14 protein-coding genes and 1 pseudogene are annotated in these 17,225 nt (G+C 60.9%); 13 read left to right on the top strand and 2 right to left on the bottom strand.

Translation table 11 applies throughout. The annotated features are described in order from the left end of the window. The first annotated feature begins 113 nt into the window (after positions 1 to 113). The 8 genes from QMG80_RS02730 to QMG80_RS02695 all read left to right on the top strand — a co-directional run bounded on the left by QMG80_RS02730 (position 114) and on the right by QMG80_RS02695 (position 11,400). Positions 114 to 1,811 (top strand): fibronectin type III domain-containing protein, encoded by a 1,698-nt coding sequence (locus tag QMG80_RS02730; RefSeq protein WP_158658698.1) that lies wholly within the window; start codon positions 114 to 116, stop codon positions 1,809 to 1,811. Positions 1,812 to 1,897: 86 nt separating this feature from the next. Next, complete coding sequence (gene mnmE / locus QMG80_RS02725) at positions 1,898 to 3,205, top strand: tRNA uridine-5-carboxymethylaminomethyl(34) synthesis GTPase MnmE (protein ID WP_085771418.1); 1,308 nt, start codon at positions 1,898 to 1,900, stop codon at positions 3,203 to 3,205. A gap of 122 nt (positions 3,206 to 3,327) precedes the next feature. Then, on the top strand, positions 3,328 to 5,172 hold the full coding sequence (mnmG, locus tag QMG80_RS02720) for a tRNA uridine-5-carboxymethylaminomethyl(34) synthesis enzyme MnmG (protein ID WP_085771417.1): 1,845 nt from the start codon (positions 3,328 to 3,330) through the stop codon (positions 5,170 to 5,172). Then, positions 5,169 to 5,810: a 16S rRNA (guanine(527)-N(7))-methyltransferase RsmG gene (gene rsmG, locus QMG80_RS02715; protein WP_085771416.1), complete on the top strand. Its 642-nt coding sequence runs from the start codon at positions 5,169 to 5,171 to the stop codon at positions 5,808 to 5,810. The genes mnmG and rsmG overlap by 4 nt, the downstream gene beginning before the upstream one ends. An 11-nt stretch (positions 5,811 to 5,821) precedes the next feature. Then, positions 5,822 to 6,643, top strand: coding sequence for a ParA family protein (locus tag QMG80_RS02710; protein WP_085773630.1), 822 nt, complete (start codon positions 5,822 to 5,824; stop codon positions 6,641 to 6,643). A 70-nt stretch (positions 6,644 to 6,713) separates the two neighbouring features. Beyond that, a complete protein-coding gene (locus tag QMG80_RS02705; protein ID WP_085771415.1) occupies positions 6,714 to 7,595 on the top strand; it encodes a ParB/RepB/Spo0J family partition protein in 882 nt (293 codons plus the stop codon). 363 nt (positions 7,596 to 7,958) lie between these two features. Next, positions 7,959 to 10,379: an alkaline phosphatase family protein gene (locus QMG80_RS02700; RefSeq protein WP_199769048.1), complete on the top strand. Its 2,421-nt coding sequence runs from the start codon at positions 7,959 to 7,961 to the stop codon at positions 10,377 to 10,379. 328 nt (positions 10,380 to 10,707) lie between these two features. Further along, positions 10,708 to 11,400: a transglutaminase-like cysteine peptidase gene (locus tag QMG80_RS02695; protein WP_245300178.1), complete on the top strand. Its 693-nt coding sequence runs from the start codon at positions 10,708 to 10,710 to the stop codon at positions 11,398 to 11,400. Between the two features lie 43 nt (positions 11,401 to 11,443). Here the strand turns inward: QMG80_RS02695 and QMG80_RS02690 are convergent, their stop codons facing one another. Together QMG80_RS02690 and QMG80_RS02685 are read right to left on the bottom strand one after the other, a co-directional pair. Then, positions 11,444 to 12,211, bottom strand: a complete 768-nt coding sequence (locus QMG80_RS02690; RefSeq protein ID WP_085771413.1) for a hypothetical protein — start codon at positions 12,209 to 12,211, stop codon at positions 11,444 to 11,446. Positions 12,212 to 12,218: 7 nt separating this feature from the next. Then, positions 12,219 to 13,286: an Mrp/NBP35 family ATP-binding protein gene (locus QMG80_RS02685; RefSeq protein WP_085771412.1), complete on the bottom strand. Its 1,068-nt coding sequence runs from the start codon at positions 13,284 to 13,286 to the stop codon at positions 12,219 to 12,221. Between the two features lie 205 nt (positions 13,287 to 13,491). Between QMG80_RS02685 and QMG80_RS02680 the strand changes: the two genes are divergently transcribed. The 5 genes and pseudogenes from QMG80_RS02680 (at position 13,492) to QMG80_RS02660 (ending at position 17,111) form a co-directional block, all read left to right on the top strand. Further along, positions 13,492 to 14,277 carry a sterol desaturase family protein gene (locus tag QMG80_RS02680; RefSeq protein WP_085771411.1) on the top strand — a complete coding sequence of 262 codons (786 nt, stop codon included), beginning with the start codon at positions 13,492 to 13,494 and terminating at the stop codon, positions 14,275 to 14,277. 182 nt (positions 14,278 to 14,459) lie between these two features. Next, positions 14,460 to 14,702 carry a hypothetical protein gene (locus tag QMG80_RS02675; protein WP_085771410.1) on the top strand — a complete coding sequence of 81 codons (243 nt, stop codon included), beginning with the start codon at positions 14,460 to 14,462 and terminating at the stop codon, positions 14,700 to 14,702. Next, positions 14,692 to 16,038: a hypothetical protein gene (locus QMG80_RS02670; protein WP_085771409.1), complete on the top strand. Its 1,347-nt coding sequence runs from the start codon at positions 14,692 to 14,694 to the stop codon at positions 16,036 to 16,038. The genes QMG80_RS02675 and QMG80_RS02670 overlap by 11 nt, the downstream gene beginning before the upstream one ends. After that, entirely contained in the window at positions 16,016 to 16,210 is a 195-nt protein-coding gene (locus QMG80_RS02665; protein WP_158658697.1) for a hypothetical protein, read from the top strand. Before QMG80_RS02670 ends, QMG80_RS02665 begins: the two co-directional genes overlap by 23 nt. 31 nt (positions 16,211 to 16,241) lie before the next feature. Further along, a pseudogene (locus QMG80_RS02660) lies at positions 16,242 to 17,111 on the top strand (IS1 family transposase). Positions 17,112 to 17,225: the final 114 nt, after the last annotated feature.

The following is a 17,225-nucleotide window of genomic DNA, read 5'->3' as shown; positions in this document are numbered from 1 at the left end:
GCATCGCGCGGGCGGCCGTGAAGGAACCACATTTTTTCACTAATTGGGGGACAGCAGAGCTTCAGGTGAACGTCCTCTCTGCCGTGTCGTATTCGCCACAAAGAGGGGTGCTGATGCCTTCAGTCGCGCATAGATCTCTGATTATCTCGACCGCCTTTGCCGCGCTGGCGCCGATCGCCGCGGAAGCCTGCCCGGGGCCCTGGAGCGCGGCAACGGTCTATGCGTCGCCTGGCGCGCAAGTGAGCGAGAACGGCCTCATCTACCGGAACAACTGGTGGACGCAGGGTCAAGATCCCGCGACGAACAATGGCGCCTATCCGGGCTCCGGAGAGCCCTGGACCTTGATCGGCTCTTGCTCGAGCTGCGCATCCGCCCCGCCCACGCCGACAGGCCTCGCCGCGTCCGGCACGACGAGCACAACGACAACGTTGAGCTGGAGCGCGGTCACCGTCCCTTCCTGCACGGTGACGGGTTATCAAGTCTATCAAAACGGCGCGTCGATCGGCACAGTGCCGGGCGCGAGCGTGGCGATCTCCAACCTGACCCCAGCGACGAGCTATAAGTTTGCCGTGGCGGCGGTGGATTCCTACGGTCCTTCGGCCCAAACGCCGGCGATCGCCGTGACGACCGCCAGCGCCAGCAGCAGCGGAGGCGGCGGCTCGAGCCAGAGCGCGGGCGCGATCAACTTCCATCTGCTCCTCGGCGCGGGAAGCGCGCAGGACTCGCTCACGCTCACCGGCGGCAATTACGACGATTTGATCATGTCGAACATCATCGCCGGCGTGATGTATGCGCATCTCGTCCGGGAAGGCTATCCGGGCGTTCAATTCAATAATGACTATCTCGTGGGATCGATCTTCGGACAGTTGCTGCAGGAGAACATCGAAACGCAGCTCTATCAGGCGAGCGCCTCCTCTATCGATCCGTCGTCGCTTCAACAGGCCGTGATGGGCACGGGCCAAGGCGGCCCCTATCAGATCAACAATTACGCGGTCGACCTCGTCGCGGGCACCTATGCGCCGCAAGGGCATGCGCTCATCAATTATGTGGCGATCCAAAAGAACATCGGCTTCACGATCGCGGGCGCCGCGACCCAATATATGAAGCCGACGCCGGCTTCCTTCAACAATAAATATTACGGCCCCATGCTGCCGGCCTTCTTCCACTACAATGACATGGTCGCGCTTTCCGTCACGGGCAAAGGCGCCAATGGCTGGGTGACCCCCTGGGAGCCGGCCTATGACAATGCGCTCCAGGATTTCATCTCGCTGCCGAACAGCTTCCTCGACGTGATTCTGAACGTCGCCTACAACCAAGGCTATTACGGCGGCCTCGTCGCCAGCTACAGCCAGCGCGGCGCGACGGGGACCGCGGCGACCGTCGCTTCCGTCAATTCATACAGCCAAGTCTGGGGCAGCCAGGACAGCTACGCGCAATATCCCTATCAGGTTCATTATTATCTCGATCAGCTCTACGACAACCCCGTCCCGACGACGGGCCCGACGGTTACGACGACGCCGCAGAACCACGTGATTTTCCGCATGGCTACGCTCGCGCAGGTGTTTTCCTCTGTCGTGCAGACGCTCTCCTATTCGAACGGGACGTCGCCGGCGCAATTCTTCACCGCCAGCCAGGCGTCCGCGGCCTTCTCGGCGGCGCTGACCAAGAACGCCGTCGCCCCGACCGCCTCGCTGGATTTGAGCAACGCCTCATCACGCGCCGTGATCTTCGCGGTCATTGACGCGGCGCTGTCGGGGCTGGAGAAAACCGTCGGGATGAAATTCAACGCCACCACGACGTCGCAGCTCTAAGCTTTTGCGCAATCCGCTCTAAGCCGTTTATCTTTGGCCCCGAGCAGGGCGGCGGACGCAGCCGCCTTGCACGGCCAGGAATCCGCATGACGGTGGAAACGATCTTCGCCCTGGCGAGCGGCGCCGGGCGGGCGGCGGTGGCCGTGATCCGGCTTTCGGGACCCGCCGCGGGCGCGACGCTCTCCGCTCTTGCGGGCGCAACGCCAGAGCCGCGCAGAGCGGACTATGTCCGCTTTCGCGATCCGCGCTCCGACGAGACGCTGGATTACGGCCTCGCGCTCTGGTTTCCGGCCCCGCATTCCGCCACAGGGGAAGACTGCGCCGAGCTCCATCTGCATGGCGGCCGCGCCGTCGTCGACGCGGCGCTTTTGACCTTAGCGCAATTCCCCGGACTGCGCCTTGCCGAGCCGGGAGAATTTGCGCGCCGCGCCTTCGTCAACGGCAAGATCGACCTTTCCCAAGCGGAGGCGCTCGCCGATCTCATCGAGGCGCGCACCGCTTTTCAACGGCGGCAGGCCTTGCGGCTCGCCGGCGGCGCTTTGCGGCGTGAGACCGAGATTTGGCGTAGCGCAATCGTCGAGGCGATGGCGCTCGTCGAAAGCGACCTCGATTTTGCCGACGAGGCAGAGGTCTCGGCGGTTCCGGCAGGCGCGCTCGAAAGCTTGTTGGGGCCGGCGCTGGAGCAGATCGATCGTGCGCTCGCTTCGGCTCCGGCTTCCGAGCGGCTGCGCGAAGGGTTTTTGGTGGTGCTCCTCGGGCCGCCCAACGCCGGGAAGTCCACGCTGCTCAACGCGCTGGCCCGGCGCGAGGCGGCGATCGTCTCCGAGGAGCCGGGGACCACCCGCGATCTGATCGAGGTCGAGCTCGACCTCGGCGGCCTGCCGATCACGCTGGTCGACACGGCGGGCCTGCGCGAGAGCGAGAGCGCCGTCGAGCGGATCGGCGTGGCGCGCGCGCGTGCGCGGGCCGGAGAGGCGGACCTGATCCTCTGGCTCTCGGAAGGCGGCGCCGAGCCGGCCCCGGATTTTGGACCTGCCGCGGCAGAAGTCTTGCGCGTCGCGACCAAGGCCGACGTGGTCCAGCCCGCGCCGGATTCCCTTGCGGTCTCGACCCGGGAGGGGAGGGGGATGGACATTCTCTGTAACGAGATCGCCTATCGCGCCGGCGCGGCGCTCGGCGACGGTGGCTCGGCGTTGATCGCCCACGCGCGGCAGCGGGCGGAGCTTGAGGAAGCCCGGGAGCGCCTCGGCGCCGCGCTGCAGGGCGACAAAGCTCCAGAGCTCGTCGCCGAAGATCTGCGCCTTGCTGCCCGCGCTTTGCAGCGAATCGCCGGGGCGGTCGACGTGGAGGATCTGCTCGGCCTGATTTTCTCTCGTTTTTGCATCGGGAAATGAGTATGTTTCACGTGAAACACGGCTCCGACCGAACCGGCGAGCTATTCTCCTTTCCGTGAACAGCGCATGCGCAGCTCTCGAATGACTCCAGCGGCCTCAAGCCGCCGCGCTCCCTTCGGCTCATGAGCGCTTTCGACGTCATCGTGATCGGCGGCGGACACGCGGGCTGTGAGGCGGCCGCGGCGGCGGCGCGGCTCGGCGCGCGCGTGGCGCTTGTCGTGCAACGCCGCGGCGACCTCGGAGTCATGTCCTGCAATCCGGCCATCGGCGGTCTCGGCAAAGGGCATCTCGTGCGCGAGATCGACGCGCTCGACGGGCTGATGGGCCGGGTCGCGGATGCGGCCGGCATCCAGTTTCGTGTGCTCAATCGCTCCAAGGGACCGGCGGTGCGGGGGCCACGCGCTCAGGCCGACCGCCGCCTCTATCGCGAGGCGATGCGCGGCGCGATCGAGGCGACTCAAAACCTGGAGCTGATCGAGGGCCTGGCCTGCGACCTCGAGCTCGCCGAAGGGCGCGTCACGGGCCTTCGCATGCTTGACGGCTCGACGCTGCGGGCCGGCGCCGTGGTGGTGGCGACGGGCACTTTTCTCAATGGCGTCATCCATATCGGCAGCGCGCAGACGCCGGCGGGGCGAATGGGCGATCCGCCTGCCCGCGAGCTCGGCGCGAGCCTGCGGCGCGCGGGTTTTGCCGTGGGCCGGCTCAAGACCGGCACGCCGCCGCGCCTCGATGGCGCGACCATTGACTGGTCATCACTGGAGGAGCAGTGGGGCGACGCCGAGCCCGAGCCTTTCTCCTCAATGACCGAGCGGATCGCCAATCCGCAAGTCGCCTGCCACATCACGCGCACGACGCCGCAGGCCCATGCGGTTATCGCGCGTGATCTCGCCCTGTCGCCGCTCTATACCGGCGCGATCTCCGGCCCGGGTCCGCGCTATTGCCCGTCGATCGAGGACAAGATCACCCGCTTCGGCGATCGCGACGGCCATCAGATCTTTCTGGAGCCCGAGGGGCTCGATGACGCCACCGTCTACCCCAATGGCGTCTCCACCTCGCTGCCTGAAACGACACAGCAGGCCTTCATCAACGCGATCCCGGGCCTCGAGCGCGCGCGGATCGCGCGGCCGGGCTATGCGATCGAATATGATTATGTCGACCCGCGCGAGCTTCGTCCAAGCCTAGAAACCAAGCGTATCGCCGGGCTCTTTCTCGCGGGCCAGATCAACGGCACGACGGGCTATGAGGAAGCGGCGGCGCAGGGCCTCGTCGCGGGTCTCAATGCGGCGGCCCTCGCCGCGGGCCGAGGCCCGATCCTTTTCGACCGCGCCGAAGCCTATCTCGGCGTGATGATCGACGATCTCGTCATGCGCGGCGTCAGCGAGCCCTATCGCATGTTCACCTCGCGCGCCGAATATCGCCTGTCGCTGCGCGCCGATAACGCCGACGAGCGGTTGACGCCGCGCGGCGTCGCGGTCGGTTGCGTGGGTTCCGAGCGCGCCCGCCGCCATTCTGCCCGAGCGGAAAAGCTCGCGCGGGCGAGGGGGCTGCTGAGGGAGCTGTCCTTGACGTCTTCGGCGGCGTCGCGCGCGGGGCTGCCGGTCAATCAGGACGGTCAGCGCCGTAGCGCCTGGACGCTGCTCTCCTTCCCCGACATCGGCTTCGAGCGGTTGCGCGAGATCTGGCCCGAGCTTGGCGCCGTGGAACCGGCGATCGCCGCGCAGGTAGAGATCGACGCGCGCTATGCCGTCTATCTCGACCGCCAGACGGCGGACATCGAATCCTACCGGCGCGACGATCAGCTCGCCTTGCCCGCGACGCTCGACTACGGCGCGATAAAGGGCCTGTCCACGGAACTCGCCGGGCGGCTCTCAAGGCTGCGGCCGCGCACGCTGGCGCAAGCGCAGCGCATCGAAGGCGTGACGCCCGCAGCGCTGACGCTTCTCGCCGCGCGGGCGCGGCGCGCGTGAGCTCGGCCGACCGCGCCGAAGCGCTGCGGCTTTGCCCCGCCTTGCGTGATATCCAACCGCAACTCGAAATCTACGAGCGGATGCTGCGGGAGTGGAACCCCCGCATCAATCTCGTCTCCGCCTCGACGCTCAACGCGGTCTGGACGCGGCATTTCGCCGATTCGGCGCAGCTTCACGAGCTGTTGCCGCATATCTCGCGCTGGGTGGACCTCGGCTCCGGCGCTGGTTTTCCGGGGATGGTTTTGGCGCTGCATTTGAAGGGCCGGCCCGGTGCGAGCGTCACCCTCATCGAGAGCGACCAGCGCAAGGCTGCTTTCCTTCGAGCTGTTTCACGTGAAACAGGCGCCCCCGCCAAAGTGATCTGCGGACGAATCGAATCGGAACTGCCGAAGCTCGCGGGCGAGAGCGAGGGGGTGAGCGCCCGCGCGCTCGCGCCGCTTCAGCAACTTCTCGACTGGAGCGCCGAACTCCTGTTGAAAAACGCGACGGGAGCCTTCTTGAAGGGTGAAAACTGGCGTGACGAATTGACCGGCGCCAAAGCCCCAGTTAATTTTTCCCTTGTAGAAAAGGCCAGCCGCACGCATCCTTCGGGACGAATCGTTCTCGCGATGCGGCGAGATCGGCCGGTTTCACCTTGAAGGACGTTGCCGTGACCGAGGCCCCACCAGCTCCGCGCGTCCTTGTTATCGCCAATCAAAAGGGCGGCGTCGGCAAGACGACGACAGCGATCAATCTCGGCACGGCGCTCGCCGCCGTCGGCGAGAGCGTGCTGATCGTCGACCTCGACCCGCAAGGGAACGCCTCGACCGGCCTCGGCGTCGACCGCAAGAGTCGCAAGCTTTCCACCTACGAGGTGCTGCTCGGCGAGTGCAGCTTCGAGGACGCAACAGTCGACACAGCCGTGCCGCGCCTGTGGCTCGCCCCCTCGACGCTCGATCTGCTCGGCGTCGAGCTCGAGATCGCTTCGGATAAGGATCGAAGCTACCGCTTGAAGCGCGCGGTCGCCGAGCTCGTCGCGGGCGAGCGCCAGGGTGGCGCACGGAGCTACGGCTATATTCTGATCGATTGTCCGCCCTCGCTTAATCTGCTGACCATCAACGCGCTGGCTTCCGCCGACGCCGTGCTCGTGCCGCTCCAATGCGAATTCTTCGCGCTGGAGGGTCTCTCGCAGCTGCTTTCGACTGTCGACCAGGTGAGGCGCAATCTCAATCCGAAGCTGTCGATCCACGGCGTCGTGATGACCATGTTCGATCCGCGCAACAATCTGGCCAATCAGGTCGTCGAGGACGTGCGCCGCTTCATGGGCGACAAGGTCTATGAGACGATGATCCCGCGCAATGTGCGGGTTTCAGAGGCGCCTTCCTATGGGAAGCCGGTTCTGCTTTACGATCTGAAGTGCAGCGGCAGCCAAGCCTATCTGAAGCTCGCTTCCGAGGTGATTCAGCGGGAAAAACGTCTTCGCGCGGCATAGCTTGCGCGTTCCCTCTCCCCACGCGTGGGCAGAGGGTTAGGGCGGGTCTTGACGGACAAGGAAAAACATCATGGGAGAGGAACTGCGCCCGCGTCGTCTCGGGAGGGGGCTTGCGGCTCTCATCGGCGAGACGGCGGATGTCGTTCCCACGACGGATCGCAGCCATGGGCAGCGGCGCGTGCCGATCGAGTTCCTGCGGCCCAATCCTCGCAACCCTCGCATCAATTTCCGCGAGTCGGATCTCGCCGATCTCGCGGCCTCCATCCGCGAGAAGGGCGTCATCCAGCCCATCGTCGTGCGCACGATTCCCGGCCTCGCCGACGCCTATGAGATTGTCGCCGGGGAAAGACGCTGGCGCGCCGCGCAGCTCGCGCAGCTTCCCGATATCCCGGTCGTCATCCACGAATTGAACGACCGCGAGGCCCTGGAGCTCGCAATCGTCGAGAATGTGCAGCGCGCCGATCTCGACGCGATTGAGGAGGCGCGCGGCTATTCCCGGCTCATCGAGGAATTCGGCTACGCTCAGGGCGATCTCGCCAAGGTCATCGGCAAGAGCCGGCCGCATGTGGCGAACACCCTCCGACTGCTGCAATTGCCGCCTTCGACGCGCCAGCGCGTGTCGGACGGCGAGATTTCCGCCGGCCACGCGCGCGCGCTGCTCTCGCTGAAATCCCCGGAGACCGTCGCGGCGCGAATCGTCGCCGAAGGCCTGACAGTGCGCGATGTGGAGCGTATCGCGCAGCAGGAAGCCGCGGGGCCTTCCCAGGCGAAGCCGCGCGCGAAACGTCAAGACGCAAAAGACGCCGACACGCGCGCGCTGGAGAAATCCTTGAGCGACGTCTTGGGACTCTCCGTCTCGCTGCACAGCCTCGGCGGCGAGAGCGGCGAATTGCGCATCCGTTACGCCAGCTTCGAGCAGCTCGACGGTTTGTGTCGGAAGCTGGCGGAGTGATGCCGTCCCGGTAAGATTCGCGGGGAGCGTTTCTCCCAAGGCGTCGAGCCTTAGCGCGTTTTCCGCTCGAACGGAATTCGTTCGAGCGACAAGGAATCGCGCCAAATCAAAAGCTTAGAGCATGTCTTGACCGGAAAACCGCTTCGCGCTTTTCCGGGGCGCACTTTAGCCGCAGGGTATCGGACGTTTCGCTTGTTTGGGAAAAAGCCGTCTGCTATCTTCGTCCGAGGTTTTCTCGCGCCCGGCTACAGTTTTAGGGGCATGGTTTCAGCTTGTAGGCGGTTGCAGGGCCGACGTCCTCATTGCGTCAAGTGTTGTCCCCGATCCCATTGACGCTATCGAAATCAGATATTGGAGGCGATTATGGAAGAAATTTTCAAGCCGACCGCACATGCGAGTATTTCCTTCGTTGGCGCTCAGCCTCAAGCCGTTCCCATATTCCAATACCATGCCCCCGCAGCCGGTGGAGGGTGGAAATACTGCTACAGCACCAGCCCATCGCTCACTTCTGGCTGGACGTTGGACGGGATTTGCTTTTGGGCATATCCTATATCTTCCGCGCCACCCGGCGCCGTCCCGCTCTATGAGTATCACGCGACCGATTCGAGTGGCTGGCGTTACTATTACAGCCCCGTGGAAGGCGGCGTGACGCCGGGCTGGAGTTTAGACGGCGTTGTCTTCTACGTTTATTCGGCCCAAGATGGCAATAATGCTGTTCCTGTTTATCAATATCATGCTGCAAATTCCGATGGAAGCGGTGAACGATACTGCTACAGCTCCGATCCAAACCTTTCAAGTGGTTGGACAAAGGACGGGATTGTCTTTTACGCTTTGCCGCCACACAACCCGTCCGTCGTTCCGCTGTACGTATATCAGGCTCCGGCAGTGGGCGGAGGCTTGAAATATTACTTTGGTCCAAGCCCTTTTAATAAATCGGGGTGGAGCCTCGACGGAATTGGCTTTTTTGTTGCCGATAAAATGTGGCCAGGGATGCTTCCAGTTTACCAGTTTGTAACAGTCGATTCGAGCGGTCAGAGATTCTATTACGGATTTGAAGAACAATTTGGCGGGTGGACTCGCCTTGGAATAGCGTTTTACGCTTACCCCTGGTCGCCGGGAGGAAACTCTGTCCCTATCTATCGCTATCACGCCATGAATTCGGACGGCAGCGGACCTAGATATTATTATGGGATCAGTCCCGATATTTCCGACGGTTGGACGAAGGACGGCGTCGTATTTTACTGTTATCCGAATCCCATAAGCCATGTATTTGTTCTCATGTTGGAAAATCGCTCTTTCGACAGCATTTTCGCATTGTCGGGCATCCCAAACATCATTGCGGCAACGGGTGAAGATTCGAATTCCTATGGCCTGCAGCACTATAATTTCGGGGGCGGCGCGCCGGCTTCCCTCACAACGGACCCTGGCCATGAGTTTCTCGATGTGCTCGAGCAGCTGACCAAGGCCAAGCGCTACAGTCCGGTTCAGGGATATCCCAAGATCTGCAATACCGGATTCGTCACGAACTACGCCACCAGCACCCGCGAGGGAACGGGACTCCCCACGCCCGAGCATTATGGCGACGTGATGCTGGGCTATTCGATCGGCTCTGGCGTTCAACTCTCCGTCATCTGGGCGCTCGCCTCGCATTTCGCGATTTGCGATCAATGGTTTTCCTCGCTGCCAGGTCCCACCTGGCCAAACCGCTTCTTCCTTCACGGCGCCTCGTCGTCCGGTATGGACGACTCCCCAACCTCCGAACAAATGGGCTGGATGGAAACCGCGCAAGGGTTCGTATATGCAAACGGTTCTCTTTTCGACGCGATGACGTCAAATGCTTTGAGCTGGAGAATTTACAATGATTATTATAATGCCTACCGTGCTGAACAATATGATACGGATGCCGGCGCGATCGCGCAGGTGAGCGCGATCAAGAACATATCGTTCCATAGCAACGTCAACGATCTCTCCTCCACATATCAGACTGGGCAGTTGGATTGCTTCATCTCCGACTTGAACGGAAATTATCCTTATAAATACACCTTCATCGAGCCGCACTATGGCGACGCCTATGATGGCACCTACGCCTACGGATCTTCTCAGCATCCCATGGACGACACCTATGGCGGTGAATCTCTGATCAAAGGCGTTTACGAGGCCATTCGCAATTCTCCGCTTTGGGAGCGGAGCCTGTTGATCATTACCTATGACGAGCACGGGGGTCTTTACGACTCCCAAAAGCCGGGCGACGCGATCCCCCCAGGCGACGGGAACACGAGCTGGAGCACGCACGGCTTCGATTTCAGCAAAATCGGAGTTCGCGTTCCCGCCGTCGTCGTCTCGCCTTATGTGGCCAAGGGAACGGTGAGCCACACGCCCTACGACCATTCTTCGGTCGCGGCGACGTTGGAGCGAACCTTCGGCTTCGCCGCTCTCACGGAGCGGGACGCCGCCGCCAATGATTTTAGCGGGCTGAATTCGCTCTCCGCGGCGCGGACGGATTGTCCTGTCGTCTTGCCGACGCCGGCGGCGCCCGCTGCGCGACGCCTCCCGCCGGCGACGGATTTGAGCGACTTCACGCCCCTCCCGGAATCGGGGAACCTCATCGGGATTTTGGGCATTTGCCTGAAGACGGATTTGGAAATGTCCGGCGATCAGCCGGCGCAGCGCGCTCTCGCCGTGGAGAAATTCAGGCGTTTGAAGACACGCGGGGATGCGCGCCGATATGTGAGAGAAGTCCTGGCGAGGGCAAGACAGAGAAAAGACGCGCTGAAGAAGCCGTGAGGAGCCGGCTAGATCACGCTGCGTTCAGGTGGACCAGCCTGAACGAAGAAAACGTGATCGATTCTTGAAGTCTAGAGCGCGATTTGTGCGAAAAACCGTTTCCACGTTTTCGCATCGCGCTCTAAAGCACGCCCTGACAGCGAGACAGCTTCGCCGTTTTCCGCGCCACGCTCGAGATACGCCGCTCCAAAGCTGCGCGCCGGTCGAGAGGCGAGAAAGCTTTCATGGCCAATCGCTTCCGCGCAAGTGTATCAAGACGGGACATTTACTATTCCTTAAGCATTGGCTGGACGCCGTTAACAAGTCGTTTACTCTATGAGCCTGCCCGGTGGTCGAGCGGGAGGCGATGGTGGAACGGTTTGGCGACGCGCAACTTTCCAAAAAAACCAGGGCGGCGGCCGCGGCCCTTTTGAAAGTGGCGTTGCTGCCGCTTTTCGGCGTCTTGGCGCTTTCCCTGCAGATCGAACCGCTCCACGCCGCCGCCTACAGGGCGAGTTTCGCCCCCGTGGGAGAAGAAGCCTCCATTCCCTACGGTTGGATGGACTTCTGCACTCGCCAGCCGCAGGAGTGCAACCAGCCTGTGCTCCCCCCGCAAGATGTGGCTCTCACCGCAAAGACCTGGAAGCTGCTTGAGAAAATAAACGCCGAGGTCAATGCGTCGATCGAGCCGATCTCTAATCTCGACCACTGGGGAACGCTCGCCGACCATTGGGATTATCCGATCGATGGCAAGGGCGATTGCAAAATCTACGCTTTGGAAAAGCGCCGGCAGCTCATCGAGCGCGGCGTCCCGCGCCAGGCCCTGTTGATGACCATCGTCAAGGATCACCACAACATGGGCCATACGATCTTAACCGTGCGCACGGACAAGGGCGATTTCATCCTGGACAACCTCACCGATGAAATCTTGTCATGGGACGAGACGGGCTATCATTTTCTGAAGCGTCAGTCGCAGGAAGACCCGAATGTGTGGCTGGCGATTCTCTCTCCGGCCTCTGGCCGCAAGATCAGCGCGCGATAGAGTATGTCACGGAGAAGCGCTTCGCACTTTTCCGTGACAGGCTCTAACCACGCTTAGGCGGGCGCCCGACCGTCTTACGCTTACGGAAAAGCTTCTGGACGTCTTCCTCTTCTTGTCGTTCATAAAGATCCGGCGTCCATTTGGGCATCACATTCGTCGTGAAAGGCAGTGCGTTCTCTTTGAGGAAAACCCGCATTCGCGCCAGCTCGTCCCGCCAGCCGAAGGCTCGTTTGAATTTCGACTGAATATCGTCCTTGGTGAACTTGACGTCAGAAGCCAGGTTCAGGAATTCCACTGCGTTATCGGGAGTCATGACAAAGGGATTCTGCGATTTCAGGATCAGATAGTAATTTGCGACCAAGGACCCCGTCCGGTGATTGCCTTCTATGAACAGCTGGGGCTGCGCCAGGATTCTCACATACAGGCCCGCGGCAATTTTATACGGATCTTCCCCGTGGGCTTCGTGGCGATCATACCACTGCATGACCGTCGGGAAGCGCGCCTCAAAACGCTCTTCCGTGTGCCTGACAAACCCATAATATTCGTGGCGTCGATCCGCGTCGGCGCCGAGATGCACGAGCATATTCAGCTCGAGCATTTCCTTCCAAGAGAGCAGGGCGCTGCCGGGACTCGACGCCAAGTGCTTGTTGATGTGATGGTAGGCGTGCAGCATATTTCGAGCAACGAAGCTGTCGAATTTATCTCGCTTGCAATCGAGAACATCGTTTATCCTGTCGAAGTCCTCGATGACGCGCTTGTAGTTCTCCCTTATTTTGTGGATGTCGAAGAATTTCCGAGCGTTATTGTCCATCGAGCCCTCAACCGGCGAAGATGCGCGGCGGCGCCCGGCGCGATTGGGTCTCCAGCAACGTCTTCACCTTGGCCGCCAGAGCGAGATAGGCCCCGGCCTGCGGGCTCTGCGCGTCAGTCGCGACGACCGGCCTGCCCGAGTCCGAGGTCTCTCGGATTCTCGCCTCGAGCGGAATCTCGCCCAGGAAGGGGACGCCGAGCGCCTCCGCGTCACGACGCGCGCCGCCATGCGCGAAGATCTCCGATCGCTCGCCGCAACGCGGGCAAATGAAATAGCTCATATTTTCGATGATCCCGAGCACGGGGATCTCGACCTTGCGAAACATTGCGACGGCGCGGCGCGCGTCGATCAAGGCCAGGTCCTGCGGCGTCGAAACGATCACGGCGCCGGCGAGCGGAACCTGTTGAGCCATCGTGAGCTGCACGTCGCCCGTGCCAGGCGGCATGTCGACGACGAGCGCGTCGAGCTCGCCCCAGGCGACCTCGCCGAGCATTTGCGTCAGCGCCTGCGTCGCCATCGGCCCGCGCCAGATCATGGCCTCGTTCTCATTGACGAGAAAACCGATCGACATAGCCTTCAGGCCGTGCGCCTCCATCGGGACGAGCTTTTGCCCCGCAACCTCGGGCTTGCCGGTGAGGCCGAGGAGGCGTGGCGCCGACGGCCCATAGATGTCGGCGTCGAGCAGACCGACGCGCCAGCCCTGCGCCGCCAGTCCGAGGGCGAGATTGACCGAGGTCGTCGATTTGCCGACGCCGCCCTTGCCGGAGCCGACCGCGACGATAAAGCGCACATTCTCGAGCGAGGCGAGTGAGGGGCGCCGCGCCTCCGGCGACGCCGCCTTGCGCTCGGCCGTGAGCGTCACGACCGCCCGCTCGACCCCGGCGATGCGCTCGATCGCCTCCTGCGCCGCCAAGCGCGCCGCCTCCCATTCCTTTGCCCGGGAGGGATCGCCCGCGAGCGAGACAAAAGCCTTGCCCCCGGAGAGATTGACGCCGCTGATCGCGTGCGAAAGCGGCGCCCCGGTCGGGCCGGGCGTCTTCTCGAGGGCTTGCACCAGATCGCTTTCCGTCGCCACGCTTCTCGCTCCTTGATCTATCCGCTATCTGCTCCCGCACCGAAGCAAAATCCAGGGCGCCTTCAGTCAGCGAAGGCGCTGGGGGTTTCATCGGCCCCTCGTCCTCACCTCGGCCAGGCCTGTGGCTAAACTGTCTCTCCACACCCATTTACGCTAATATCATTTCTCCACAAGGCGCGGCCTCGCTACTTCAAGGGCTTAGATAATGTTGGATTCGCTCGTCTCCGGGGCGCCGCTCTCGGCGCAGGTCTGGCTCGTTCAGATGCTCGCCTATCATGGCATTGGGCTCTGGTTCGAGTGGCTCGATCGCAGCGGCGCGCTCAAGCGCTTCAAGGTCAAGCGCATGGAGCGCATCGGCTATTTCGAGCTCCTGCCGCGCGTGCTCGCCAATCAGACTTTCGTCCTGCTGCCGGCGATGCTTTTCGTGCAGTGGGCGGGGCTCGCCTTCGTTGGCTCGCCGACGATTTCGCTCCCCGTCTTTGTCGCCTGCGTCGCGGCTATGACAATTGGGCATGACATTGTACAATACATTGCGCATCGCTTTATATTGCATCGACCCGATATGATGCGTCGCCTCGGGCACGCCGTGCATCACTCGACGATCGGCAGTCTCGGCATTAGCGCCTGCTATATGAGCGCCGCCGACTTCTTCCTGGAGATCGTCTGCCCCTATCTCATTCCGCTCGCCCTGGTGCCGCTCGGGACCAATTTCCTCGTCCATTCCCTAGTCGTCGCGTCGGGCGCCTTCGGCGGCCTCTATGAGCACTCGGGCTACGACTTTTCTCTCACGCTGCGCGAGTCGGGAGACGGGCGCGCCCCGGGCCGCTTGAGGCTGGCGCTTGCGAGAATGATCTCGACCGAGGCCCATTCCGCGCATCACTCGCGCGGCAACGTCTCCTTCTCGGACGGCTTCGGCTCTACCAACATCTGCGACACGCTGTTTCGCACGCGATTCGACCTCGTTCCCGAGCGAGGCGCCGCGAAAGCCTGAGCGGGAAGGATCACGCTGCGCCGGAGCGGCACAGTCGGCCACCTTATCGCCAGGGTCGGGCCCGAGCCGACGCTCGCTCTCGCCACAGCGCGAATTCCGGTACTGGGTCCATTTAAATTTCACTCGCTTGACCCGCCGCCGATTTGTCCCCAGCTTCTGACCAGCATGATAAAGTGTTGGCCATGAGCACAAAACACCCCGCGCGCCCGCGCGACCCCGCCCAACTCGCCAAGCTCATCGTGGACATCATCATCGGCGAAGTTCAAGATGGAGCCTCCGAATCGGACGAAAATCCGATGGCAGCATTAGGGAGAGCGGGCGGCTTGAGGGGCGGTCGCGCGCGCGCCGAAAGTCTTTCACCGGAAGCGCGAGCTGAGATCGCCCGCAAAGCCGCCGCCGTAAGGTGGCGCAAGGATGACGGCTGAAATTGCTATTTTAAACAAAACCGCTGTTGCACTCGCCGCCGACAGCGCCGTCACGATTTCAGCGGGGTCGAGAGAGGAAAAAATATTTGATTCAGCCGACAAGCTGTTTGAACTCTCAAATCACAACCCTATAGGCGTAATGCTCTATAATGGCATGAGTTTCATGCAAATTCCCCTGCCAGAGCTTGTCAGGGCTTTCAGAGAAAAGTGCTGCGCCGTCAATAAGATTGAGGAAGTAGGCGAGTTATTCCTCGAATATCTCAGTAATATTGGGAAGGAGGCTCCGCGGAATATCCAGATGAATCACCTTTCGTATCTAATAAGACCTGTGATCGTAGGTGTAGTTAACCGATTTAAGGAGAATATGGAGGAGGAAATCGAGAAATATTTCAAAGAGAGCCGCGATCTCTCTAAGATAAAAGTGGAAGATATAGCACCGAAGATATTGGACAGCGCTATCGAGACGTTCGAAAAACTTTTGAGTGGGCGCAAAAACGCTCAATTCGTGGGAGCGTCCAAGCTAACTTTTACAAAAGCTAGGTTGTCTTTTATACAAAAAACCATCGAGCAGGAAGTGCCTGCCGTAGCAAACAAGAATCAAAAAGCACGTATATTAAGTCTTGTGAAGCAAATATTGGAGAAGGATTTCTTGTCTAGAAGCAAGACAGGAGTTGTAATCGCCGGTTTCGGGCGCAATGAAATTTTTCCGACTCTAGTTTCATACGAGATAGATGGAATGGTATTTGGACATCTTAAGTATAAAGTGACAAACAACGTAGATATAGACAGGAATGGGCCAAAGGCAAGGGTGATACCCTTCGCGCAAAAGGAAATGGTCGAGAGGTTCCTCTATGGGCTCGACGATAATATTCGATCTGATATAACAAAATTCTGCAGGGAGACAATCCCAGGCATCAGAACGCAGATTTTTGAAAAATTGGATTTCCCCGACGATGAATCCCGGGATGCGCTCGAAGAGGACGCAAAAAGGGCTGAGGCTGAGTTCATGAAGGGCCTTAGATCGACGGCCTTCGAAAAAATTCGTTCGGAGTCGCGAGCGGAAATCGAAGATATGGTAGAATTCATGCCAAAGCCTGAGCTCGCGACCATGGCCGAGGCGCTGGTGAACCTTACCTCGATCAAACGGCGCGTGTCGCGCGGGATGGAGACGGTTGGCGGTCCAATCGATGTCGCAGTCATCTCCCAATCAGAGGGGTTCGTGTGGGTCAAACGGAAACATTATTTTCCGGCCGAGTTGAACTCGCGCTATTTCGAGCGCGTTAGAGAAAGACTCTCGCGAAAGGAGGTGCCCGGTGGAGAAAATGAACAACCTTGAATCCATGGTCGCGCCCCGAGAAACTCGCCCGAGCTTGCGTGATAAGCGGCGAGAATCAGAGGGTTTGGCTGCGGCCATACGCCAGACCCAAGACGCCATCAAGAAAGCTTTCACCGGCAAGGGTGGGCGGAAAAAAATCCGGGCGCGGTTAAAACAGACCGGCTGTGCCTGAGGCTCAAGCATGAAGTGTCTATATGGAGAGCATAAACAGGCTCTCCACCGAAGAACGCGCGCGTATCATTCACCTTCTCTGCGAAGGGAAGTCGGTTCGGTCGATCACGCGCTTGCTCAAAGTCGGCAAGAACACCGTTATCCGGCTCATGGAAGACGCCGGAAAAGCCTGCGACGCCTATCACAGTGAGCATGTCCGAAACCTGAAATCCAAGAGAAGTCAGGTGGATGAGGTTTGGAGCTTCGTTTACGCGAAGCAAAAGAACGTCGCTGCGGCGAAATCCGCTCCCGATGGAGCCGGTGATGCTTGGGCCTGGACGGCCCTTGATGCGGACAGCAAACTGCTCGTCTGCTACTTCGTCGGGGATCGCGACGGCGAGTGCGCGATGTGGTTCATCGACGGGCTGCGCCAGCGCCTTGCCAATCGGGTCCGACTGACCAGTGATGGCCACAAATCCTAATTAGAAACCGTTGACGGCGCGTTCGGCGCCGACGTGGACTATGCGCAGCTTGTGAAGGTGTATGGCAATGCGCCGGAGAGCTTCAAAGGCCGCTATTCCCCAGCGCAATGCACAGGGATCAAGAAAACCAAGATCGAGGGTAATCCCGACCCGGCGCACGTCTCGACCTCATATGTCGAGCGTAGCGATCTGACGTGGCGGATGCAAAATCGCCGTTTCACTCGCTTGACGAACGGCTTTTCGAAGAAGCTCGAAAATCACGCCCACTCGGTCGCTCTCTTCGCATTCTTCTACAATTTCTGCCGCATCCATAAGACGCTTCGCATTACGCCCGCGATGGCCGCAGGAGTAACCGAGCGCTTTTGGGAAGTCACAGACATCGTGAAAATGATCGAGGCCGAAGAGGCGAAGACAGTGGCGAAACGGGCCCCTACAAAATGAGCGCGGCTTAAATTTCGAATTGACCCACTACCCGAATTCCGCAAAAGTTGACAGGCTTATGCGATTAGAACTCGCTCCAACCTTTTGATTGGGCGCGATTCCTTATCGTTCGGA

Origin of the sequence: Methylocystis bryophila (genome assembly GCF_027925445.1) — a bacterium.
Taxonomy (GTDB): Bacteria; Pseudomonadota; Alphaproteobacteria; order Rhizobiales; family Beijerinckiaceae; genus Methylocystis; species Methylocystis bryophila.
This window is presented reverse-complemented; position numbering and strand designations above follow the sequence as displayed.

Excerpts from the sequence above, each read along its gene's own strand:
- QMG80_RS02730 (WP_158658698.1), top strand. The coding sequence starts at position 114 with ATGCCTTCAGTCGCGCATAGATCTCTGATTATCTCGACCGCCTTTGCC.
- mnmE (WP_085771418.1), top strand. The coding sequence starts at position 1,898 with ATGACGGTGGAAACGATCTTCGCCCTGGCGAGCGGCGCCGGGCGGGCG.
- mnmG (WP_085771417.1), top strand. The coding sequence starts at position 3,328 with ATGAGCGCTTTCGACGTCATCGTGATCGGCGGCGGACACGCGGGCTGT.
- QMG80_RS02705 (WP_085771415.1), top strand. The coding sequence starts at position 6,714 with ATGGGAGAGGAACTGCGCCCGCGTCGTCTCGGGAGGGGGCTTGCGGCT.
- QMG80_RS02700 (WP_199769048.1), top strand. The coding sequence starts at position 7,959 with ATGGAAGAAATTTTCAAGCCGACCGCACATGCGAGTATTTCCTTCGTT.
- QMG80_RS02690 (WP_085771413.1), bottom strand. The coding sequence starts at position 12,211 with ATGGACAATAACGCTCGGAAATTCTTCGACATCCACAAAATAAGGGAG.
- QMG80_RS02680 (WP_085771411.1), top strand. The coding sequence starts at position 13,492 with ATGTTGGATTCGCTCGTCTCCGGGGCGCCGCTCTCGGCGCAGGTCTGG.
- QMG80_RS02675 (WP_085771410.1), top strand. The coding sequence starts at position 14,460 with ATGAGCACAAAACACCCCGCGCGCCCGCGCGACCCCGCCCAACTCGCC.
- QMG80_RS02670 (WP_085771409.1), top strand. The coding sequence starts at position 14,692 with ATGACGGCTGAAATTGCTATTTTAAACAAAACCGCTGTTGCACTCGCC.